Origin of the sequence: Streptomyces sp. NPDC091282 (assembly GCF_044757385.1) — a bacterium.
Lineage (GTDB): Bacteria > Actinomycetota > Actinomycetes > Streptomycetales > Streptomycetaceae > Streptomyces > Streptomyces gramineus.
The window spans coordinates 603,552-624,597 of record NZ_JBIVUX010000004.1 but is presented as its reverse complement, the minus strand read 5'-3'; the positions used below and the strand labels follow the sequence as shown (position 1 = coordinate 624,597).

Genomic DNA, 21,046 nt, shown 5'->3' with positions numbered 1-21,046 from the left:
ACGGCAGGAGAGCCGGGAGTGCCTAGGCGCAGGCCGGTATCGCGACCGGGTCCAGCGAGCGGACGGGTCGTACGCAGCCGACCGCGCGACCGCCGCCGAGCAGCGCCTCGCCCTGGAAGCCGCTCAGCAGCTCCGGATCGACCCCGGCACGCTCCAGCGCCGCGGCCGCCACCGGGATCCGCGCCCGGTTCGCCCCGTCGGCGATCTTCACGGCGACGGCCCGGCCGTCCGGCAGCGCGGCGACCTGCACGCCTTCGAACCCGTCCTTCGCGAGCAGCCCCGGCACGGCCGCCATCAGCGCCGCCACGTCGCGTCCGGCGCCGGACGCCATCTCCGGGTACGCCCGCATCGCGTCGGCGACCCGGGCCTGCGGCGTGCCCGGCGCGCCGGTCACGATCCGGGACACCGCCCGCGCGAGGCCGTGCAGGGAGACCGAGAACAGCGGTGCTCCGCAGCCGTCGACGGTCGTCCGGGCGATGTGCTGGCCGGTGAGGTCCTCCACCGCCTCGGCCACCGCCTGCTGCAGCGGGTGGGCCGGGTCGAGGCAGTCGTCCAGGGTCCAGCCGTTCAGCTTCGCGGTCCACAGCATCGCCGCGTGCTTGCCGGAGCAGTTCTGGGCCAGCCGGGACGGCTGCCGGCCCTCCCGGATCCAGCGCTCGCGGACCTCGGTGCCGTACGGCATGTCGGGCACGTTGCGCAGGTCCGCCTCGGTCAGTCCGGCGAGGGCGAGGATCCGCCGGGCGCCGTCCAGGTGGCGTTCCTCGCCGGAGTGGCTGGCGGCGGCCAGGGAGAGCAGCTCGCCGTCGAGCGGCAGTCCGGCCCGCACCATGGCCACGGCCTGGACGGGCTTGAGGGCCGAGCGCGGGTAGAACGCGGCCTCGATGTCGCCGAGCTGGAACTGGACCTCGCCGTCGGCTCCGAGGACGACGACGGAGCCGTAGTGGACGCCCTCGACGACCCCGCCGCGTATGAGGTGGGCGACGGGGGCGTGCAGGGGTTCGCGGACGACGGGCGCGGGCGCGGGGAAGCTGCTGTACATCACTGCCTGGTCTCGGGTGGGTCGGTACGGACCGGTGCGCGGTTCACGCGCCGGCTCCGGCGGGCGGGTGCGTGGAGCGCACGATGCGGGTGAGGGTCGTCCGGACGCGGTCCAGGTGGTGGCTCATCGCGTCCACGGCGTCGGACTCGGAGCCGTCGACCAGCGCCTCCACGATGGCGCGGTGCTCGCGGTTGGACTGCTCGCGCCGGTCGCCGAGTTCGTTGAGGAAGGCCGACTGGCGCGCGAGCGCGTCCCGGATCTCCTCGATGACCCGGCGGAAGACCGGGTTCTGGGCGGCCTCGGCCACCGCGAGGTGGAAGAGGGTGTCCATCGCGACCCACGCGGTGGTGTCCGTCTCCCGCTCCATGCGGTCGAGCAGGTGGGCCAGGTGGTCCAGGTTCTCCGGGGTGCGGCGCAGCGCGGCGTATCCGGCGACCGGGATCTCGATGTGCCGGCGCACCTCCAGCAGGTCGCTGGCCGCGTAGTCGCCGAAGGTCGGGTCCTCGACGGCACCGGCGACGACGAAGGTGCCCTTGCCGGTCTTGGAGACGGTCAGCCCCATCGTCTGCAGGGCCCGCAGCGCCTCGCGCAGGACGGGCCTGCTGACCTCCAGGGTGCGGCACAGCTCCGCCTCCGAGGGGAGCTTGTCGCCGATCGCGTACTCGCCGCGCTCGATCGCGCCGCGCAGGTGCGCCAGGACCGCCTCCATGGCGCTCACGCGTCGCGGAGGCTGTCCGGCTGTCCGGCTGTCTGACAGGTTCACGAGTGGAATGGTCCGGCTTGCGGGGCGCGGCTGTCAAGCGGCCTGAAGAGAAAAATTCACGGGGTGCGGCACCTGAAGGGACAGGTGCCGCACCCCGTGCGGGTGCGCCGAACGTGTCAGGCGCTGAGCGTGTCGGTGGCGAGCAGGCCGAACAGGGCCAGGCCGACGACGATCCGGTAGATCACGAAGGCGTTGAAGGAGTGCTTGGCGACGAACTTCAGCAGCCACGCGATGGAGCCGTAGGCCACCACGAAGGAGACCACCGTGCCGACGACCAGCGGCGCGGCGCCGACGCCCGCGCCCAGGGCGTCCTTCAGCTCGTAGATCCCGGCGCCGGTCAGCGCCGGGATGCCGAGGAAGAAGGACAGGCGCGTCGCGGCGACCCGGTCGAGGTCCCGGATGAGCGCGGTGGACATGGTGGCGCCGGAGCGGGAGAAGCCGGGGAAGAGCAGGGCGAGGATCTGGGAGGAGCCGACCCACATGGCGTCCGCGAAGGAGGTGTCGTCCTCGCCGCGCTTGTGGCGCCCCATCTGGTCCGCCGCCCACATCACGCCGGAGCCGAGGATCAGCGAGCCGGCCACCACCCAGAGCGAGGCGAGCGGGCCGTCGATCAGCGGCTTGGCGGCGAGGCCCACCAGGACGATCGGGACGGTCGCGGCGATCACCCACCAGGCGAACTTGTAGTCGTGGTGGTAGCGCTCCTCCTTGTCGACCAGCCCACGGCCCCAGGCGGAGACGATCCGGCGGATGTCCTTGAAGAAGTACACCAGCACGGCCGCGATGGCGCCGACCTGGATGACGGCCGAGAACCCGACGACGGACGGGTCGTCGACGGGGATGTTCATGAGCCCCTCGGTGATCTTGAGGTGGCCCGTGGAGGAGACGGGGAGGAACTCCGTCACCCCCTCGACGACACCGAGGACGGCGGCCTGACCGACGGAGATGGCGCTCATGGGATCCAGTTCTGCAGAGTTAGGTCGACAGTGCTGTAGACAGTCTTACAACGCGTGGGTGTGAAGCAAGTCCTAGCCCCACACCGATCCGGCGATCGCCACCCCGGCGAAGGCCGCACCGAGCCCCGCCGCCACGCTCGCGACGACGTTGGCCGCAGCGTAGAGCCCCGCGCCGGTCTCGGTCAGCCGCAGGGTCTCGTAGGAGAACGTCGAGTACGTCGTCAGGGCCCCGCACAGCCCGGTGCCCAGCAGCAGCTGCAGGTGCGCGCTCGCCGCGCCCGCCGAGGCCGCGCCGGTCAGCAGGCCGAGGATCAGGCAGCCGGTCACGTTGACCACGAAGGTGCCCCAGGGGAAGACGGAGTCGTGCCGGGCCTGGACGGTGCGGTCGGTGAGGTAACGCAGCGGGGCACCGACGACGGCGCCCGCCACGACCAGCAGCCAGTTCACAACGAGTTCTTACCCTTCGCGTCCGTTTTGCCGGATTCCTTGTCCCGGCCGACGTACCTGATGACCTCGCAGTCGTCCAGGGTGACGAGCCCTTCGGTCACCAGTTCGTCGAGCTGCGGCAGGAACTCCCGGATCCGCTCCTCCGTGTCCACGAGGACGACCGCCACCGGCAGGTCCTCGCTCAGCGACAGCAGCCGCGCGGTGTGGATGCGGGAGGTGGCGCCGAAGCCCTCGATGCCCTTGAAGACGCTGGCGCCCGCGAGCCCGGCCGCGTGCGCGCGGTGCACGATCTCCGTGTACAGGGGCTTGTGGTGCCAGATGTCGTCCTCGCCGATGTAGACCGTCAGGCGCAGGGCGCGGCCGGTGAGTCTCGTCATCGCTGCCTCCGGGTGAGGACACGGCGGGTCACGGTCGCCGCGCACCACACGGCCGCGAGGGCCGCGCACAGGGTCGCGGCGAGGTAGGCCAGGCCGGTGCCCGGCCGGCCGTGGTCGACCAGTTTCTGGATGTCGACGGTGTACGTGGAGAAGGTGGTGAAGCCGCCGAGGACGCCGGTGCCGAAGAACGGGCGGACCAGGCGGTGCGCGGAGAGTCCTTCGGTGATCAGGACCAGGAAGGCGCCGATCACCGCGCAGCCGATCACGTTCGTCCAGAAGGTCGCCCAGGGGAATCCCCCGGTGGCCGTGGGCAGCGCGAGGGCGAGGGCGTAGCGGGCCACGGCTCCGATCGCGCCTCCGGCCGCGACCACCGCGACGACCGGCGCCTGGCTGCGCCACTCGGACCGGCGCCGCGTGCTCGGCTCGACACGGAGGCTCTCGGCTTCCGGCGCTGTCATGGTCGTACGTCTCCTGTTCGAACACCACCGGCGGGTGCACCAGGGTACCGCCGGGTCTACCGGGCGGTCACGTCGCGGCGGGGGCCGCGCAGACCGCGACGCCGGGCTCCCGGACGCTGCCGAGGACCAGGTGGCGGCCGCTCACGCAGACGCTGGTGGCCATGCGGAAGCCGCAGTGGTGGCGGGCCAGGTGGTGGACGACCCGGCCGTGGTCGTCCAGGGCCACGACGGCGAGGGTGCCGGCCGGGCGGTAGGGGGCGTGCACGGCGGCTCGGGCGGCGGCGCGGCGGACGGCGGGCGGAGTGCGGTGGAAGAGGTCCAGCGGCGCGTTGCGCGGGCCGGCCAGCGCCACCCAGGTCAGCTCGCCGTCGCGCCACATGTTGTCCGGCATGCCGGGGAGTTCGGCGAAGAACTCGGCGCGGCCGGCCCGCGGTCCGGTCAGCCAGAAGCGGGTCAGCCGGTACGCGCCGGTCTCCGCGACGATCAGGAAGGTGCCGTCGCCGCTCACGGCCAGTCCGTTGGCGAACTGGAGGCCGTCGCAGACCACTTCGGGCGCGCTCGCGCCGGGCGCGAGGCGCAGCAGGCGGCCGGTGGCGCTGTGTTCGACGATGTCGCCGATCCAGTGGTCCAGCGGGAAGCGGCGGCTGGAGGCGGTGAAGTACACGGTGCCGTCGGGCAGGGCGACGACGTTGCTGGCGAACCGCAGCGGCTCGCCCTCGGCCGAGTCGGCGAGGACCCGGACGGCGCCGTCGGCGAGGCCGACGCGCAGCAGGCCGCGCTCCGCGTCGCACACCAACAGGTCGCCGTCGGTGAGGAGTTCGAGGCCCAGCGGGCGGCCGCCGGTGCGTGCGAGCTCCCGGACCCGGGCGGTGTCCGGGTCGCCGAGGCCGTCCAGGCGCAGGATGCGGCCGTCCTCGACGCCGGTGAGCACGCCGCCGTCCGGGGCCGTCACCACGTCCTCCGGGCCGCGGCCGCCGATGGCGACGTAGTGGAGGGGGACGAGGCGCGCGGGTCGGTCCATGAGACCCATACTGGCAGCGGTAACCGCTCTCACCAGCCCTTCTCGAACATCCGGGCCACCTCGGCGATGCGGATCTCGTCGCGCCGGTAGTAGGTGCGGTGCCGGATGCGCCGGGTGCGCAGCAGGCCGAGCCGGGTCAGCACGTCCAGATGGGCGCCGGCGACCCTGCGCGAGACGCCGAGTTTCACGGCGACGGCCCGGACGGTGACACCGTCCTCGGCGAGGTCCGCGTGCCGCTGGCGCGGGAAGTGGGCCGGCGGATCCTTGAGCCAGTCCAGAATGTCCAGGCGACTCGCGTTCGTGGACTTCCTCAGCATCCGACCGGCCTCCGTCCCCTGCCTCCCCGTAGTGCGTTTTTCCCACTGTCGCGCAGCCGAAGCCGCCTCGTCCGGGAGTCGGCGAGCGTTGTCCGAGACCGGACGGCCGCCCGTGTGCGGCCGGAACCGGTCCGTGGCGGCGGGCGGGCCGTCCGGCAGCCGGTCAGTTTTCGAGAAGCCGTGGCGCCCGTCCTGCTCCTAGCGTGGGGACCACCGGACGGACCGCGCCGGGCAGCCAGGTACGAGGAGCGAGAAGACCATGACCGCAGGCATCCAGACGATCATCTACCCCGTGAAGGACGCGGAGCGGGCCAAGGCCCTGTTCGGTGCGCTGCTCGGCGTCGAGCCGTACGCCGACGAGCCGTATTACATCGGTTTCAAGGCAGCGGGCCAGGACGTCGGCCTGGACCCCAACGGCCACGCCCAGGGCCTGACAGGACCGACGCCGTTCTGGCACGTCACCGATCTGCGGGAGCGGCTCGCGGCGCTGCTGGCGGCCGGTGCGGAGCTGGTCCAGGACGCCCGGGACGTCGGCAACGGCCGGCTCGTGGCCTCGGTGAAGGACGCCGACGGGAACATGGTGGGCCTGCTCCAGGACCCGGTGGCCTGACGGCCGTGCAGCCGCGCCGCACGGCCCGCCGACTCCGCTTGCGCCCGCACTAGTTGCACACTCAACGATTGGCCGGATCGGTGCTACGGTGCGGGTATGGCAGTCACAGCATCCGAGTCCCGGCTGGAGGAACGCTGGCGGGACATCCTGTCGGTGCACGCGCGCACGATGTGTGAGATCGACCGGGTGCTGCACCCGCACGGGCTGGGGGCGAGCGACTTCGAGGTGCTCGACCGGCTGGCCGCCGAGACGCCCGTCGAGGGCGACCACTGCCGGGTGCAGAACCTGGTGGGGCAGGTCCATCTCAGCCAGAGCGCGCTGTCCCGGCTGATCGGGCGGCTGGAGAAGGACGGCCTGGTGGAGCGGTCGGTGTGCGTCGAGGACCGGCGGGGCGTGTGGGTCGCGCTGACGCCCAGGGGCCGCGCCCTGCACGCCGAGGTACGGCCGCTGCAGCGGGCCGCACTGCAGCGGATGCTCGACGCCCCGGCGGACTAGAGAGCCAACTCGACACCGTCCGGGAGGACTTCGACGCCCTCCTCGGCCACCGGGGCGCGGGCCCGGGAGGCCGGGTCGACCAGGGGGTTCGTGTGGTCGAGGTGGGTGTAGATCCGGCGGGCGCGGGGATGCGCGGCCAGCGCGGCGAGGCTGCCGTGCGGGCCGGAGACCGGGAGGTGGCCGAGGGCGGCCCGGCCGGGCCGGACGGCGGTGTCCCTCTCGTCGGCGGTGAAGAACGTGCCGTCCAGCAGGACGCAGTCGGCCTGTGCGCACAGGTCGTCCAGGGTGTCGCTCCACGCGCCGACGCAGGGCGCGTAGACCAGGACTCCCCCGGTGGCCAGGTCCTCGACGCGGTACGCCGTGACCCAGCGGCCGTCGGTCCCGGAGAGCGCGGCCGGCACGTACGACGGAGCCTTGGCGCTCACCGGGTGCGCGGTCACGACCAGCCCGCCGGACAGCACGAATCCGCCGTCGGCCAGGCTGTCGGCCCACTGCCAGGGGGCGTAGCGGTCGAGGCCGCCGCGGGCCGGGGCCAGCACCGTCAGCACGGGCGGCGCCGCGTACACCTTCAGGTCAGGTGTTCCGCGCAGCTCGCTCAGGCCGGTGATGTGCTCGGCCTCGGCGTCGGTGAGCAGCACGCCGCGCACCGGGGTCTCCCCCGGTCCCGGGCCCGGCCACAGCACCGCGGTGGCGGTGAGCTGGGCGCGGATGTCCGGGGAGGCGTTGAGCAGCCACCAGTCACGGCCGTTGCCGCTCAGGGCGGCACACTCCTGGGTGCGGGACGGCAGTTTGCCGTCCCGGGCGGCCGCGCACAGCGCGCAGGCGCAGTTCCACCGCGGGAATCCGCCGCCGGCGGCGGTGCCCAGCAGGACGACCCTCACGACGATCCGCCCCTTCCGCTCTCCCCGGCCCCTGGTGGGATCTTCCCTCAGGACGGGGGCCGCTACCCGTGGCCGGGCGGAACTTCCGGCCCTCCTCCGTCGGGCCGGCGGTCCACCGGGCGCATCGGCGGGATCGGTTCCGACGGGAAGTCGCGCCCCCCGGTCCACAGCGCCGGTACGGCGTCGCACCGGCGGCACAGCTCGTAGGCCACGGCCTCGTAGTTGACGCGCCAGCCGTGGAAGTGCGGCCAGGCCTCCTCGGTGCCGCGTTCCGCGCGGAAACCGGTCTTCTCCAGCATGGCCACGGCCGCCTCGAACTCGCCGTACGTCAGGTCGATCGGCGCGTCGGGCGGCGGGTCCGCGTCGAAGGTCGCCCGTACCGAGACGGCGATGTCGCGCAGCGCGGTGAACCCGGCGCGCAGCACCAGGCGGGCCTCCGCCGGGGCGGTGCTCGGCGCGAGCGCGAGCTGGAGGGCGGCGGCGTCCATGACGGCGATCAGGCCGACCAGCCAGCTCCGGTAGGGGCGCGGCGAGCGGAACGCCAGCAGCACCGGGTAGGTGGCGTGGCTCTCGCCCATGTCGGCGGCCAGCCGCTCCCAGTCCCGGTAGAGCTGGGGCAGGGCGACCTCGGTGTCCACCAGCCACTGGCGGGCCAGGATCTCCGGGCCCCAGGCGGGTTCGCCGGCCCGGGACTGCAGGAGGGTGACCTCCAGTTCACGGCGGTTGTAGGCGGCGTACAGCGTGGGGAGGTAGGCGATCTGCAGGGCGATGACCACGGGGCCGGTGGCGGCGGCGACGAAGTCGAGCGCGGACAGCCGCAGCCGGGCGCCGCTGGCGAACCCGAGGGTGAACAGGCTGGAGCCCGCCTCCCGGAACGCGGTGTCCCAGGACAGCGGGGACAGGGCGTACAGCAGCATGCCGAAGCCGAGGAACGCCCCGCCGAGCCAGGCGGCGAGCATGCCGATCAGCATCAGCGGGGCGAGCCAGGTCTCCGCGCGGTCGATCGCACGGTAGTCGCCGCCGCGCGCGGTGAGGCACAGCAGCTTCCGCAGCGTCGACCACAGCCGGTACACCAGCACGGAGTACAGGCCCCGGGGCACCACGAGGGTGCGCAGGATGCTGCGCAGGACCAGGATCAGCACCAGTCCCCCGGCCACCCCGGAGATCCATTCCATGGGGCCATTCTGGCCCGCGCCGGGATCTCGCGGTGACCGGGAGAGGCGGCGTCAGCCCGCCGGCCGGGCCAGCAGGGTGCGCACGCCCTCGGAGGTGAGGGTCAGCGCGTGCGTCGAACTGCCGTCGATGGCGAGCGACAGGTTGTCCTCCGGCCACTGCTGGGCCAGCGCGCCGAGCGGCACCAGGCGGTAGCGGGAGACGGTCGGCAGCAGGCCGGTCAGCTCCCCCTCCGAGGTGAACACGGGGACGACGGGATCGCCGTCGGGCCGTTCCAGGACGGGCAGCGCGATCATCGCGGGGTCGGCCGCCTCGGCGGCGTCGTCGGGCACCGGGACCAGCACGTCGCTGTGCGCGAGTGTGTCCAGCGCGTCACGGTCGTCGGCGTTCACGGCCAGCGTGTCGAGTGCCCGCTGGGCCGGCGTCGGAATGTCGTCGTGTGCGGGTGTCTCCATGACAGATCCCCAGATAGTGGTGGTACCGGCCGCAGGGACCGGTGAGTACCGGGCGGCCACGGCACGCGTACCCGATCGGCGACGGGGCATGCGTCCGGGGTTCCCGGCACGACGTGCCGGCCGGCCGGACCGGCACAAGCCCGCGCGGACGGAGCCGGAGCCGCCCGGCCCCGGTTCCGCTTCCGCCTCCGGCTTTGCTGCAAGCTCTGGTTCCGTCGTCCGCTCCGGTTCCGTTTCCGGCGGTGCGGCTCAGCCGGCGATGATCTCGGCGAACCGCTCGGCGCCGACGTTCCCGCCGGAGAGGACGACCCCGATCCGGCGCGGCAGCGGCGCCACCCGCCCGGCGAGCAGCGCGGCCAGTCCGCTGGCGCCGCTCGGCTCCACCACGGTCTTCAGCCGCTCGAAGGCGAACCGCATCGCGTCCCGGATCTGGTCGTCGCTCACCAGCGAGATGTCGTCCACCAGGCGCCGGTTGACGGAGAAGGTCAGCTCGCCGGGGATGTCGGCCGCCTGGCCGTCGGCGATGGTCCGCGGCACCGGGACGGACACCCGGTGCCCGGCCTCCAGGGAGCGCCTGGTGTCGTCCCCGGCCTCGGGCTCGACCCCGACGACCCGGATCCCGGGCAGCAGGCCCTTGGCCGCGGTGGCGCTGCCCGCGATCAGCCCGCCGCCGCCGACCGGCACCACCAGGGCGTCCAGTTCGCCCACCTCCTCGATGAGTTCGAGGGCGGCCGTGCCCTGTCCCGCGATCACGTGCGGATGCTCGTACGGCGGGACCAGGGCGAGTCCGCGTTCGGCGGCCAGGGCCTCGCCGATGGCGACGCGGTCTCCGGTGTAGCGGTCGTACGTCACGATCTCGGCGCCGTACCCGGCGGTCGCCTCCAGCTTGGCGCGCGGGGTGTCCTCGGGCATCACGATGACGGCGGTGGTGCCGAGTTCGCGGGCGGCCAGGGCGACGGCCTGGGCGTGGTTGCCCGAGGAGTACGCGGCGACGCCCTTGGCCAGCTGTTCGGCGGGGAGCCGGGACACCGCGTTGTAGGCACCGCGGAACTTGAAGGCGCCGATGCGCTGGAGGTTCTCGCACTTGAGGAAGACCTCGGCGCCGACCCGTTCGTCCAGGGTGCGCGAGCGCAGCACCGGGGTGCGGTGGGCCACTCCCCGGATCCGCGCGGCCGCGTCCCGTACGTCCTGGAGGGTCACGGGCGGGGTGTCGGGCATGGTCGTCCTCCGTTCGGGTCGGCGGCGCCGGATGGGCTTCGGGCACATCCGTTCGACGCCGACAGCATGGAATTATTGTCTATCATCTGGACGGGAAGTCCAGACCCGGTCGGGGCGGGGCTCCGGCGGGGACACGGAGGTGGGCGGATGGCAGAGGATCCGGCGGGCGCGGCGGGCGAGCCGGCGGCACGCGCCGAACAGGACGCGATCATCGCGGCGCTGGCCCCGGTCGTCGACGGCATCGTGGCGACCTTCGGCGCCTTCTGCGAGGCCGTCGTGCACGACTTCCGCCGCCCGGAGCGCTCCGTGGTGGCCATCGCCGGGTCGGTCACCGGCCGCGGGGTCGGCGGGTCGATGAGCGAGATCGGCATGAAGCTGCTGGCGGCCGGCGACGCGGCGGCCGACGAGCTGAACTACCTCACCCGCACCCGGGACGGAAAGCTGGTCAAGTCCTCCACGATGGTGCTGCGGGACTCGGCCGGCACGGCGTTCGGGGCGCTGTGCGTGAACCTCGACGTCACGGCCGTGGCCCAGGTCCACACGCTGGTCGGCGACCTGGCCGGCGTCGCGGCCCTGCCCGGTCCGCCGCCGACCACGACGTTCGGCGACGACATCACCGCCGTACTGGACTCCCTGGTCGACGCCCGCCAGCTGCGGGAGGCCAGGCCCTGGCCGCAGCTCACCCGTGCGGAGCGGCTGGACCTCTTCCGCGACCTCGACCGGCAGGGCGTCTTCGCGGTGCGCGGCGCCGTCCAGCAGGTCGCCGCCCGCCTCGGCATCTCCCGCGCCTCCGCCTACAGCTACCTGGCGGCGACGCGGGCCGGGTAGCCGCCCGGTGCGGTGTCATCCGATGGGGACGACCCGGGCCCAGACCGGCGGTTCGTCGGGGACGTAGTCGGGGTCGTCCTCGTCGTACGGCGTACCGGAGTGCGAGCGCGGGAAGAGCCCGACCACCGTCCGGCAGGGCGGCCTGGTCGCGGGCCAGGGGGTCTGGCCGTCGGTCAGGGCCACCACGACGTCCGGGGCGGGTCGGGACCGCAGGGCCCGGTCGAAGCCCTCCCGCAGATCCGTGCCGCCGCCGCCCACCAGCTCGATGCCCTCCGCACGGCACAGCGGGTGCACGGTCCGGGCGGCCGCGTCGCAGGAGACCACGCGGACCAGGTCGCGGCGGCCGCCCACGGCACGGGCGATGGCGGCCACCTCCAGCAGCGCGCCGCCCAGTTCGGCGTCGCTGACCGAACCGGAGGTGTCGATGACGACGCACACCCGGGGCGGGCGGCGGCGCAGGCGGGGAAGCACCACCCCGGGCAGGCTCGCCGCACGGCGCGAGGGACGGCCGTAGTCGTAGTCGTCACCCGCGCCCGCGGCGGAGGCCGCCGAGCGGACCGCCGCACCGAGCAGTTCCCGCCACGGCTGCGGCGGGTGGAAGGCCTCCTCCGCCCAGCGCCGCCAGCCCTCCGGGGTGCTGCCGGGACGCCCGGTGATGGCCTCGGCCACCCGGAACCTGATCCCGTCGCGCTCCTGCTCGCCGAGTCCGTGGGCGCCGCCCGGCCCCAGGTCCCACGCGCGGTCCCGCCCGTCGGCGCCGCTGCCGCAGTCCAGCCAGCCGAGGTCCTGGGTGAGGGGTCCCAGCCGGAACCGCCGCAGGTAGTCCTCCATCAGCAGGCCCTCGTCCAGCCTCAGGTGGCGGGGCCGGACCGCGCCCAGGGGCTCGACGAGTCCGTCGCCGTAGGCGTCGTCGTTGATCTCCAGGTCCGCCGCGATGTTCATCCGCAGCCGCTCGCCCGCTCCGGTCAGCCCGCGCTGGACGGCGACGCGGTCGCTGCGCGCGTGATGGTCGCGCAGCAGGTGCGACACCTCGTGCACCCAGACCGCGGCCAGGTCCTGCACCGGCATCCGGTCCACGAACGCCGGCGAGACGTAGCACCGCCAGTACGGATCGACGGCCATGGTCGGCACCTGCCGCGACTCCACCACGTGCAGGGCGAACAGGGCACTGGCGAGGTACGGCCGGGCCCGGGCGGCCTGCAGCCGGGCCGCGTACAGCTTCTCCCGGTCCAGCGTGCCCGCCGGTGCGGCGGTCATCGTCCCGCCGTCGCGGCGACGTGCCGGGCGGCCCGGTCGGCCCGCCGGGACACGGAGAGGGCCCCGGCGAGGCGTTCCACGGCCTCGGGCACGTCCCAGTCCTCGCGGCGGAGCGCGGCCAGGGTGGTGGCGGGCACCACCACCAGGTCGGGGGCTCCGGTGTCCAGCGCGCGGACCAGGACCGCCCAGGCCGCGTCCCAGCGGGCCCGGTCGGGCCGCTCGCGTACGGCGGCGACCACCCCGTCGAGCACGGCCTGCCGCAGGTCGCCCCGGTCCGGGAGGTCGGCCGCGTCCGGGTCGGCGAGCAGGGTCTCGGGGTCCGGGAGTTCCATCCGGTCCACGCTCGCGAGGAGTTCGAGCCCCGGACCGTCCCCGACCATGCCGCGCACCAGGAGCGAGAGGACGTCCCGGGAGGACCCGGCGGCGTGGGCGAAGGCGACCAGCCGCAGCGTCATCTCCCAGCTGCGCGGCGAGGGCCAGGCGCCGCCCCGGCGCGTCTCGCCGCTGGGCAGCCGGTGGACGAGCGTGGGCCGGGTGGCGAGCAGCCCGCACACCGCGCGGCGCGCGAAGTCCACGGCCGCCGGGAGCCGTTGCGGGTCGAGCCGGGGCAGGGTCGCCCGCGGCCAGGTGCCGCCGAGGCCACGGACCACGACCTCGTGCTCGTGGGCCCACTGGAGGTGCACGAACCGGTTGGCCAGCGGCGGGCTCAGTTCCCAGCCGTCGGCCGCCGAGGACCGCGGGTTGGCGGCCGCCACGATCCGCACGCCGGGCGGCAGCCGCAGGGCGCCGACCCGTCGTTCCAGGACGAGCCGGAGCAGCGCGGCCTGCACGGCGGGCGGCGCGGTGGACAGTTCGTCGAGGAAGAGCAGGCCCCGCCCGGCCCGCACCAGCCGCACCGCCCAGTCCGGCGGGGCCATCGGGATGCCCTGGACGGCGGGATCGTCCCCCACGACGGGCAGCCCCGAGAAGTCGGACGGCTCGTGCACGCTGGCGATCACCGTGGTCAGGGGCAGGTCGAGGGAGTGGGCGAGCTGGGTCAGGGCGGCGGTCTTGCCGATGCCGGGCTCGCCCCACAGCAGGACGGGCAGGTCGGCGGCGACGGCGAGGGTGAGCGCCTCCAGCTGGGTGTCGGGACGGGGTTCGGTGGAAGAGTCGCCGAGCAGCTTCAGCAGCTCGTCGGCGACGTGGAGTTGAGCGGGAACGTGCGGGGGCATGGGTGATCACCTCGGGGTGTGGGTCGGGCGGGTGGGTGGGTGGGTGTGGGGCGGGCAGGCAGATGCAGGTCAGCGGTGGGCGGCGGGGCGGGGCCCCTGGCGCGGGTCGCGGGAACGCGGTCGGCTCCGTTCCCGGGTGCGGACAGGACCGGTGCCCGGTCCGGCGAGGCCCGCCCGGTAGAGGCCGTAGGCGATCCGGCGGCGCGCGGCGGCCTCCAGTTCGTCCTTCAACGGGCCGTCGCGCAGCACCGCTTGCGGTCCCAGCAGCGCTTCGACGACAGCGAGCGCGCCGGCCACGTCCCCGTGGTCGAGGCGTTCACGGACACCGGTGAGGCACTCCGGGCTGCGATGGGCCTCGTCGATGATCCGCAGACAGGGCAGCGGCGGGCCGCCGAGCGCCACCAGCATTTCCTCGCGGCGCAGTTCGTCCGGTGCGTGGTCCAGCGCGGACAGCACCCCGTCGACCAGGCCGATGCGGTGGCGGGCGCCGCGGCACTCCACCAGGCGTGGCCGCCCGGCCGGTTCGGGGTGCGGGATCCCGGCGGCGGGCTCGTGTCCGGGGACGAGGGCGTCCGCGACCAGCGGATGCAGCTGCCCGGCGCCGATCAGCCCGGCGTCCAGCAGCTCCAGGTCGGGCAGGGTCCAGGTGGCCGCGTCCGGCAGCAGGGGCAGCGCCCCGATGTCCCGGACGGCACGCGTGGTCGCCGTACCGTCGGCCGCGAGGTGCAGCGCGAGCCGCTGCCGGCCCCGCAGGTGCACGGCGACGGTCCCGCCGTCTGGGCCCTCGGCGTCCAGCACGATCCGGGCCTCGTCCGCCCACCGGTGCGTGGCGCACCACCCCGGTGCCGGACCGGTGCCGCGCCGGGCGCCCGGCGCGTCGGCGTGGTCGGCGGGCGCGCCGCGGGACCGGGTCCGCAGCTCGTCCGCGCGGTCCGCGTCCCACAGATGCCGGTGCAGGTCGAAGCGGAACCGGCGGCTGGGACGCGGATGCGGATGGCCGCGGGCGGCCGGCTCGCGCAGGCCGCCGTCCCAGAGCGCGAGACCGATCCGCTGTCCCGCGTCCGCCCAGGCCGGCGGGGTCCTGGCCACCAGCCAGGCGGAGTCCGCCCCGGTGCCGTAGCGGGCGAGCGGCATGGTCAGGCCGGGCCGCAGCAGCCCGTCCGGCGCGATCCTCGGCAGGTGCCAGCGCAGCAGGTCGGGAGCGAGCCGCCGCAGATCGGCACGGACCTCGTGCATGAGGTGCCGGCCGCGGGTGCGGGCCAGGGCCCGCAGGTCGATGTGGACGTCGAGACCGGCGGCGGCACACGCGCCCGCCCAGTCCCCGGCCGCACGCCGGAGGGTCGCGGTCTCGATCATGGCGGGCGGTACGGCGAACTCGCGTACCCGCCGCCACAGGAGGAGCCGGGTGTCCTCGTCCAGGGGGTGAGTGGTCTCGTCCGGGGGGTGAGTGGTCATCAGCACTCACCAAGTGCGGACGGGACCCCCGATCTGTGAGCGGAGTGAGTGGTCATCGCCGGAAGCGTACGGCGGCTCCGCTGGGGGCCGCCACACAATTACCCGGTGCCGCGCACGTGACGGGGATCACCCGCGGCGAGTGCAGCGTTCCGCCGCGTCCAGGGCCTTTTCCCAGGTGTAGACAGCCGGGGAGAGCGGGGACCGTGGGATTCGAGGGAACGGAGCAGGCTCGGGCCGGTGAGTACGACGCGTTCGTGGCGGCCCGCTGGTCGGGGCTGTTCCATCTGGCCCGTCTGCTCACCGGCGGCGATCGGCATCGGGCCGAGGACCTGTTGCAGGAGTCGCTGGTCAGACTGTGGTTCGTCTGGCCTAGGGTCGCCGACGAGGCGCCGGAGGCGTACGTCCGCAAGGTGCTGGCCCGCGCCGCGGCGCGCTCGGCGCGGCGCCGCTGGTGGGGCGAGCGCCCCGTCGAGGAGCTGCCCGAGGTCGCGGCGGCCGGTGACCTGTCGGCGGCCGTCGCCGAGCGGTCCCGTCTGGAGGCGGCGCTCGCCCTGCTGACCCCGCGCCAGCGGGCCGCGGTCGTCCTGCGCTACTACCAGGACCTGCCCGACCGGCAGGTGGCAGAGGTGCTGGGGTGCCCGGTGGGCACGGCCAGGTCGCACGCGGCTCGCGGTGTGGCCCGGCTGCGCCGGCTGCTGGCCGACGTCATCGAGCCGGTGGGGTGAGGGAGAAGCCATGGATCAGTTCGAGCGGCGGCTGACGCAGTTGATGCACGGCGAACGGGAGCCGACGGCGTTCGAGCCGCGGCACCGCGAGCGGCTGCGGTCCGGTGTGCGGGCCCGCCGGCGCGTCCGCGCGGCCCGGCGGGCGGCCGGCACCGTCCTCACGGCCGCGGGGCTCTGCCTCGGCCTCTTCCTGTGGCCCCACACCGGTGCGCGCGGCGAGCCCTCCGCGCCGCCTCCGTGGCCCGCGACCAGCCCGGCGCCGAGCACGGGCACGGCGCCGGGGCCGAGCCCCTCCCCCACCGCCCCGGCCTCCGGCAGCACCACCTCGGCCCCGCCGCCCACCGGCACCTCGACGCCCACGGACACCTCCACGCCCTCGGCGCCCTCGACGACCGTGTCGGCCACCGGCGGTCCGCCGTCCTCGTCGACGCCGTCCGGGACGCCCGGCACGTCTCCCCCGTCGGCGCCCACGACCGAGGGTGCCGACCCGTCGACCTCCACCGGCTCGGCCGGCTAGCGGGCAGCCCTCCCTCCGCTCCTCACCCACCCCGCCGGGTGTGCCTTCGGCACGCCCCCAGAACGAGAACGAATGCGAAAAACCACCATGAAACGCTCACAGTCCGTGCCGTCCGCCGTCAGTTCGCCGACCCCCGCTCCCCCGCCCTCCGCGCACCCCGGCGAGCCGGTCCTGGACCTCGCCGTACCGGTGTTCAACGAGGAGACCGACCTGGAGCCGAGCGTGCGGCGGCTCCACGCCCACCTGCGCGAGACGTTCCCGTACCCCTTCCGCATCACCGTCGCCGACAACGCCAGCACGGACGCCACCCCGCTGATCGCCGCCCGGCTCGCGGGTGAACTGCCCGAGGTGGAGTGGCTGCGGCTCGCCGAGAAGGGGCGCGGCCGGGCGCTGCGGGCCGCCTGGTCGCGGTCGCGGGCACCCGTCCTCGCCTATCTCGACGTGGACCTCTCGACGGGGCTCGCGGCCCTGCTGCCGCTCGTCGCCCCCCTGCTGTCGGGCCACTCCGACCTGGCCATCGGCACCCGGCTGACGCCCGGGTCCCGAGTGGTGCGCGGCCCCCGGCGGGAGTTCGTCTCGCGCTGCTACAACGTCCTGCTGCGCTGCACCCTCTCGGTGCGGTTCTCGGACGCGCAGTGCGGTTTCAAGGCGGTCCGCCGGGACGCCGCCGAGCGGCTGCTGCCGCTGGTGCGGGACACCGGCTGGTTCTTCGACACCGAGCTGCTGGTCGTCGCCGAACGGTCCGGGCTGCGGATCCACGAGGTGCCCGTCGACTGGGTGGACGACCCGGACAGCCGGGTCGCGCTGCTGTCCACCGCCCTCGCCGACCTGCGCGGTGTGGCGCGGGTGGGGTGGGCGCTGGCCCGCGGCACCTTGCCGACGGGCCGGCGGCCACGGCGGTCCAGGACTCCGGCGGCCCTGACGGCGCTGGCGCACCTCCCGCTGTACGCGGCCGTGCGTCAGGCCGCCCCGGCGCAGACGGCCAACTCCCTTGCGCTGCTGTCCTGCTGGACGCTCGCGCAGACCACTCTCGGCGCGCTGCCGCCGCCCGCCCTCGCCGCACGGCTGGCCGTCACCGCGGGCGCGCTCGCCGCCGTGCGGCACGCCGCGCCCACCGCCGGGCTCCGCGCCGAGCTGGCCGCCCTCGCCGCGGCCCATCTGACCCTCGTACCGGGGCTGTTGCCGCTCCGGCGGCACCGGACGGAGTCCAGCACCTCATGACCGCGCCCGTGACCGCCACGCCCCCGGCCCGGCCCCGCGGCCCCTCGCCCGCCACGCCCGGACTCCCGCTGACGCGCCGCTGGTTGCGCCGGTACGGTCCGGTCCTCGCGATGTACGGGGTGCTGAAGCTGATCGGCTTCGGCTCGTTCATGTACCTGCTCGACTCGGCCGGGGACTTCCGCCGGAAGAATCCGCGGTTCGGCGGCGGCGCGCACACCTGGGACGTGCTGGGCACCTGGGACGGCTGGTGGTACCAGCAGATCGCCCTGCACGGCTACCATCCCGCCCTGGTGCCGGTGCCCGGCGCCACCGGCCTGATCACCCTCCAGGGCAACTCCGCCGCGTTCTTCCCGCTCTATCCCGCGCTCATGAGACCGGCGATGGAGATCACCGGCCTGGGCCCGTTCGGTGCCGGGCTGCTGGTGTCGGTGGTCGCCTCGTTCGCGGCGGCCCTCGGCATCCATGCCGTCGCCGCGCGGTTCGGCGGGCGCCGGGCGGGACTCACGGCGGCCGGACTCTGGGCCGTGTGGCCGGGCTCCGGCGTGGAGTGGGCGGTCTACTCGGACTCGCTGTACGTGGCCCTCGCCGCCTGGACCCTGTACGCGGTACTGACCCGCCGCTGGCTCACCGCCGGGGTGCTGGCGTTCGCGGCCGGACTCAACCGGCCGACCGCCGCCGCCCTGATCGCCGCCCTCGCCCTGGCCGCGCTCCTCGCGCTGCGCCGCCGCGAGGACGGTGTCGCACGCCCGCTGACCGCGATGCTCGTGGCCCCGCTCGGCCTGCTCGGCTACCTCGGCTGGGTGGGCCACCGGATGGGCGACTACGGCGGCTACTTCCGCCTCCAGTCGCAGGCGTGGGGGCACGAGTTCGACTTCGGCAGGCAGACCCTGGACGTCCTGACGTCGGTGGCCGTCGGCCACTTCGGCTACCTCTTCGCGCTGCCGTTCGCGGACGTCATCGGGGTCGGCGTCGTACTCCTCGACCTCGCGCTGCTGCCGTTGCTGTTCCGGCTGCGGCCGCCGGCGGTGCTGGTCGTGCACACGGTGCTCACCCTGGCGCTGGTGCTCGGCAGCCAGCAGTACTTCGCGAACGTGTCGCGGTATCTGCTGCCCGCCTTCCCGCTGTTCGTGCCGCTCGCGGTCGCGCTGCGCCGGGTCTCGCTGCCCTGCCTGTGCGTCGTGCTGGGACTGGCGGCCCTGGCCTCCGGCTCGTACGCGGGGTACGCGCTGTTCGAACTCGGGGTGCCCTGAGGGGTGTCCGGCGGACCGCCGGACACCCCCGCGCGGCTCAGGCCTTCTTGACGCCGACCGCGCCGTAGAAGCCGATCTGCGCGGAGCCCTCCGGCGGGGTGCCGTCCGGACGCCAGAACGGCACCTGGACCAGGCCGGGTTCGACGAGCTCGAAGCCCTCGAAGAACCGCTCGATCCGGGCGCGGGGCCGCAGGTTCATGCTGGCGGTCGCGTTGTTGTAGATCGCCTGGGCCGCGCTGCGTTCGGCGAAGTCGTCGGTGGCGTGCGAGAGCACCAGGAAGCTGCCGGCCGGGAGCGCGTCACGCAGGGTGGCCACGATCCGCTCGGGCTCCTCCGCGTCGCGGATGAAGTGCAGGATGGCGACCAGGAACAGGGCCACGGGCTGGTCGAAGTCGATGATCCGGCGGACCTCGGGGTGCTCCACGACGGACTTCGGGTCGCGCAGGTCGGCCAGCACGATGCTGGTGGTGCCCGCCCGGTTCAGCAGCGCGTCGGCGTGCGCCTTCACGATGGGGTCGTTGTCGACGTAGGCGACGCGGACGTCCGCCTCGGCCTCCTGCGCGATCTCGTGCACGTTCGGCGAGGTGGGCAGCCCGGTGCCGACGTCCAGGATCTGCCGGACGCCGCTGTTGATGACGTGGCGCACGGCGCGCTGCAGGAAGCCGCGGTTGGCCCGTACCGAGATCCACACCTCGGGCGCGACGGCGGCGAGCTGGTCGCCGGCCTGGCGGTCGACCTCGTAGTTGTCCTTGCCGCCCAGCAGGTAGTCGTAGATCCGCGCGGGATGCGGCTTGCTGGTGTCGATCTCCACGGGGCGAGTACCGTCCTGCGTCACGTGTGCTCCTCTCGATGACCGCCCCGGCCCCCCTTGGCGCACCGACGGCTGGCGACAGCTTTCCACATCAACTTCGGTGCCCGTGAACCGAGTTCCGGCTGGCGACGGGCCCGCGGCCGGTGCGGACGGTCGCCCGGCGGGACCCGCCTGACTACCATCTGGCCCAGGTGTCCGGGCAGGTGGCCCGGTGTGGTTGGGGGTTTCTCATGGTCAGCGGTCGTGTGGTGCGCTTCGACAGCACGCGCGGGTACGGATTCATCGCTCCGGACGGCGGCGGCGAGGACGTCTTCCTGCATGTGAACGACATGCAGATGCCGGAGTCCTACGTCCGCCCGGGGGTGGCCGTGGAGTTCGAGATCGAGAGCGGGGAGCGCGGCCCGAAGGCCTCCGCCGTCCGGCTCGCCCGCGGAGCCGACGTCCGTACCCTCGGCCCGGACGACGACTCGCTGTGCGACCTGCTGAGCGCCGAGGAGTTCACCCGTGAGGTCACCGAGACCCTGCTGGCGTCGGCGCCCACCCTCACCGCCGAGCAGATCGTCCGGGTCCGCGGCGCGCTGGCCCAGTTCGCCAAGAACCACGGCTGGATCGAGGGCTGAACCCGCGGCGGCGACGCCGGGGCCGGACAGCTCGGCCCCGGCGGAGTGCCGCCGGGCGACTCCGCGATCACGCCCCGCGCCCGCCTCCGCCACCCCACCCTCCTTGCGATGTGACCAGGGTCACACCCCGCGGCTCGAACTTCGGCTCCCGCTCCGCATCCAGTACGCGTCGGTCCACCGAGCGGCCGCGGAGCAACCCCCTCCGCGCCGCCCCGTCCCTGCGGCAAGGAACACTCAATGGGTTTTACGGCTTATCTGCGCGGCTTCGTCCCCTGGATCGTCGCCGGTGTCGTCTCGGGCGTCGCCGACTGGCGCTGGGGGGCGCTCGGCGGTCTCGTCTCGGGGCTGCTGCTCCTCCTCCAGGACCTGCACCGAGGGGTCGACCTCGGCGCGCTGATCCTGGAGGCCAGCACCGTCGGGTACTTCGTCGTCGTCGGCGCCGTCTCCGTCACGCACCCGGACTCGTCGCTGCGGGACCACTCCGACGTCCTCTCGTTCGTCTGGCTCGGCGCCACCGCGTGGGGCTCGCTGGCGATCCGCCACCCCTTCACGCTGGGCATCGCCAAGCGCCAGACGCCCCGCGAGTACTGGGAGATGCCGGCGTTCCTCCAGGTCAACAACCGCATCTCCGGCGCCTGGGGAGCCGGCTTCACGTTCATCGCGGTGAGCCTGGCCGTCGGCAGCGCGGTGGACGCCCCGGCGTGGGTGGGCGTCACCGCCCATGTCGTCGGCCTGGCCGGCCCGATCGCCTTCACGAAGGTGTACCCCGAACGGGCCCAGCGGCGCCTGCTGGAGGCCCAGGGCGCGGCCGCCGTCCCGCGGTGACCCGCCCCGGCCACCGCCCGACCGCACCCGCACGGACGGCCGGGGCGTCCCCGGCCGCGGCGGACCGGCCCGACACGCAACGCGATCGGCGGGACACCGCCGGACCCGACGAGGAA

At 74.4% G+C, this 21,046-nt stretch carries 25 protein-coding genes; 9 read left to right on the top strand and 16 right to left on the bottom strand.

Annotated features, from left to right (window positions below; all coding sequences use genetic code 11):
• Positions 1-22 precede the first annotated feature (22 nt).
• The 8 genes from ACIQOE_RS21670 to ACIQOE_RS21635 all read right to left on the bottom strand — a co-directional run bounded on the left by ACIQOE_RS21670 (position 23) and on the right by ACIQOE_RS21635 (position 5,375).
• Positions 23-1,039 carry an asparaginase gene (locus ACIQOE_RS21670; protein ID WP_365571631.1) on the bottom strand — a complete coding sequence of 339 codons (1,017 nt, stop codon included), beginning with the start codon at positions 1,037-1,039 and terminating at the stop codon, positions 23-25.
• 43 nt (positions 1,040-1,082) lie between these two features.
• Positions 1,083-1,748 carry a FadR/GntR family transcriptional regulator gene (locus tag ACIQOE_RS21665; protein WP_351322852.1) on the bottom strand — a complete coding sequence of 222 codons (666 nt, stop codon included), beginning with the start codon at positions 1,746-1,748 and terminating at the stop codon, positions 1,083-1,085.
• Between the two features lie 170 nt (positions 1,749-1,918).
• Positions 1,919-2,755 (bottom strand): undecaprenyl-diphosphate phosphatase, encoded by an 837-nt coding sequence (locus ACIQOE_RS21660; protein WP_362174022.1) that lies wholly within the window; start codon positions 2,753-2,755, stop codon positions 1,919-1,921.
• A 72-nt stretch (positions 2,756-2,827) separates the two neighbouring features.
• Positions 2,828-3,202 (bottom strand): fluoride efflux transporter CrcB, encoded by a 375-nt coding sequence (crcB, locus tag ACIQOE_RS21655; protein ID WP_401413045.1) that lies wholly within the window; start codon positions 3,200-3,202, stop codon positions 2,828-2,830.
• Positions 3,199-3,579, bottom strand: coding sequence for a DUF190 domain-containing protein (locus ACIQOE_RS21650; protein ID WP_351322693.1), 381 nt, complete (start codon positions 3,577-3,579; stop codon positions 3,199-3,201). Before ACIQOE_RS21650 ends, crcB (ACIQOE_RS21655) begins: the two co-directional genes overlap by 4 nt.
• A complete protein-coding gene (crcB, locus tag ACIQOE_RS21645; protein WP_351322691.1) occupies positions 3,576-4,037 on the bottom strand; it encodes a fluoride efflux transporter CrcB in 462 nt (153 codons plus the stop codon). Before crcB (ACIQOE_RS21645) ends, ACIQOE_RS21650 begins: the two co-directional genes overlap by 4 nt.
• A gap of 67 nt (positions 4,038-4,104) precedes the next feature.
• Complete coding sequence (locus ACIQOE_RS21640) at positions 4,105-5,058, bottom strand: SMP-30/gluconolactonase/LRE family protein (protein WP_365554293.1); 954 nt, start codon at positions 5,056-5,058, stop codon at positions 4,105-4,107.
• Between the two features lie 29 nt (positions 5,059-5,087).
• A complete protein-coding gene (locus ACIQOE_RS21635) occupies positions 5,088-5,375 on the bottom strand; it encodes a helix-turn-helix domain-containing protein (RefSeq protein ID WP_365554291.1) in 288 nt (95 codons plus the stop codon).
• 259 nt (positions 5,376-5,634) lie between these two features.
• Here ACIQOE_RS21635 and ACIQOE_RS21630 point away from each other — a divergent pair, with 259 nt between their 5' ends.
• Complete coding sequence (locus tag ACIQOE_RS21630; protein ID WP_351322685.1) at positions 5,635-5,985, top strand: VOC family protein; 351 nt, start codon at positions 5,635-5,637, stop codon at positions 5,983-5,985.
• A 96-nt stretch (positions 5,986-6,081) separates the two neighbouring features.
• On the top strand, positions 6,082-6,480 hold the full coding sequence (locus ACIQOE_RS21625; protein ID WP_351322683.1) for a MarR family transcriptional regulator: 399 nt from the start codon (positions 6,082-6,084) through the stop codon (positions 6,478-6,480).
• On the opposite strand, the gene pqqB is transcribed toward ACIQOE_RS21625, so the two are convergent.
• The 4 genes from pqqB to ACIQOE_RS21605 form a co-directional block, all read right to left on the bottom strand.
• Positions 6,477-7,361 carry a pyrroloquinoline quinone biosynthesis protein PqqB gene (pqqB, locus tag ACIQOE_RS21620; protein ID WP_401413041.1) on the bottom strand — a complete coding sequence of 295 codons (885 nt, stop codon included), beginning with the start codon at positions 7,359-7,361 and terminating at the stop codon, positions 6,477-6,479. The genes ACIQOE_RS21625 and pqqB overlap by 4 nt on opposite strands.
• Before the next feature lie 62 nt (positions 7,362-7,423).
• On the bottom strand, positions 7,424-8,536 hold the full coding sequence (locus ACIQOE_RS21615; protein ID WP_401413039.1) for a hypothetical protein: 1,113 nt from the start codon (positions 8,534-8,536) through the stop codon (positions 7,424-7,426).
• A gap of 51 nt (positions 8,537-8,587) precedes the next feature.
• A complete protein-coding gene (locus tag ACIQOE_RS21610; RefSeq protein ID WP_351322677.1) occupies positions 8,588-8,989 on the bottom strand; it encodes an SseB family protein in 402 nt (133 codons plus the stop codon).
• 249 nt (positions 8,990-9,238) lie between these two features.
• Entirely contained in the window at positions 9,239-10,207 is a 969-nt protein-coding gene (locus ACIQOE_RS21605; protein ID WP_351322675.1) for a threo-3-hydroxy-L-aspartate ammonia-lyase, read from the bottom strand.
• Positions 10,208-10,354: 147 nt separating this feature from the next.
• Between ACIQOE_RS21605 and ACIQOE_RS21600 the strand changes: the two genes are divergently transcribed.
• On the top strand, positions 10,355-11,035 hold the full coding sequence (locus ACIQOE_RS21600) for a PAS domain-containing protein (protein ID WP_365571619.1): 681 nt from the start codon (positions 10,355-10,357) through the stop codon (positions 11,033-11,035).
• Between the two features lie 15 nt (positions 11,036-11,050).
• Here the strand turns inward: ACIQOE_RS21600 and ACIQOE_RS21595 are convergent, their stop codons facing one another.
• The 3 genes from ACIQOE_RS21595 to ACIQOE_RS21585 form a co-directional block, all read right to left on the bottom strand.
• Positions 11,051-12,292 (bottom strand): DUF2201 family putative metallopeptidase, encoded by a 1,242-nt coding sequence (locus ACIQOE_RS21595; RefSeq protein WP_365571616.1) that lies wholly within the window; start codon positions 12,290-12,292, stop codon positions 11,051-11,053.
• Positions 12,289-13,506 carry an AAA family ATPase gene (locus ACIQOE_RS21590; RefSeq protein WP_401413036.1) on the bottom strand — a complete coding sequence of 406 codons (1,218 nt, stop codon included), beginning with the start codon at positions 13,504-13,506 and terminating at the stop codon, positions 12,289-12,291. Before ACIQOE_RS21590 ends, ACIQOE_RS21595 begins: the two co-directional genes overlap by 4 nt.
• A 69-nt stretch (positions 13,507-13,575) precedes the next feature.
• The gene (locus ACIQOE_RS21585; RefSeq protein WP_401413034.1) at positions 13,576-14,961 is read right to left on the bottom strand and encodes a hypothetical protein; all 1,386 of its coding nucleotides are present in this window, start codon (positions 14,959-14,961) and stop codon (positions 13,576-13,578) included.
• Between the two features lie 203 nt (positions 14,962-15,164).
• Between ACIQOE_RS21585 and ACIQOE_RS21580 the strand changes: the two genes are divergently transcribed.
• The 4 genes from ACIQOE_RS21580 to ACIQOE_RS21565 all read left to right on the top strand — a co-directional run bounded on the left by ACIQOE_RS21580 (position 15,165) and on the right by ACIQOE_RS21565 (position 18,674).
• Positions 15,165-15,686, top strand: coding sequence for a SigE family RNA polymerase sigma factor (locus tag ACIQOE_RS21580; protein WP_351322665.1), 522 nt, complete (start codon positions 15,165-15,167; stop codon positions 15,684-15,686).
• A gap of 10 nt (positions 15,687-15,696) precedes the next feature.
• A complete protein-coding gene (locus ACIQOE_RS21575; protein WP_399009938.1) occupies positions 15,697-16,203 on the top strand; it encodes a hypothetical protein in 507 nt (168 codons plus the stop codon).
• A gap of 87 nt (positions 16,204-16,290) precedes the next feature.
• The gene (locus ACIQOE_RS21570) at positions 16,291-17,424 is read left to right on the top strand and encodes a dolichyl-phosphate beta-glucosyltransferase (RefSeq protein WP_401413031.1); all 1,134 of its coding nucleotides are present in this window, start codon (positions 16,291-16,293) and stop codon (positions 17,422-17,424) included.
• The gene (locus ACIQOE_RS21565) at positions 17,421-18,674 is read left to right on the top strand and encodes a hypothetical protein (protein WP_401413029.1); all 1,254 of its coding nucleotides are present in this window, start codon (positions 17,421-17,423) and stop codon (positions 18,672-18,674) included. The genes ACIQOE_RS21570 and ACIQOE_RS21565 overlap by 4 nt, the downstream gene beginning before the upstream one ends.
• Before the next feature lie 37 nt (positions 18,675-18,711).
• On the opposite strand, the gene ACIQOE_RS21560 is transcribed toward ACIQOE_RS21565, so the two are convergent.
• Positions 18,712-19,509, bottom strand: a complete 798-nt coding sequence (locus tag ACIQOE_RS21560; RefSeq protein WP_401413027.1) for an SAM-dependent methyltransferase — start codon at positions 19,507-19,509, stop codon at positions 18,712-18,714.
• A 206-nt stretch (positions 19,510-19,715) separates the two neighbouring features.
• On the opposite strand from ACIQOE_RS21560, the gene ACIQOE_RS21555 reads away from it, so the two are divergent.
• Together ACIQOE_RS21555 and ACIQOE_RS21550 are read left to right on the top strand one after the other, a co-directional pair.
• Complete coding sequence (locus tag ACIQOE_RS21555) at positions 19,716-20,105, top strand: cold shock domain-containing protein (RefSeq protein ID WP_351932477.1); 390 nt, start codon at positions 19,716-19,718, stop codon at positions 20,103-20,105.
• 237 nt (positions 20,106-20,342) lie between these two features.
• A complete protein-coding gene (locus tag ACIQOE_RS21550; RefSeq protein ID WP_401413025.1) occupies positions 20,343-20,930 on the top strand; it encodes a hypothetical protein in 588 nt (195 codons plus the stop codon).
• The last annotated feature ends 116 nt before the right edge of the window (positions 20,931-21,046 follow it).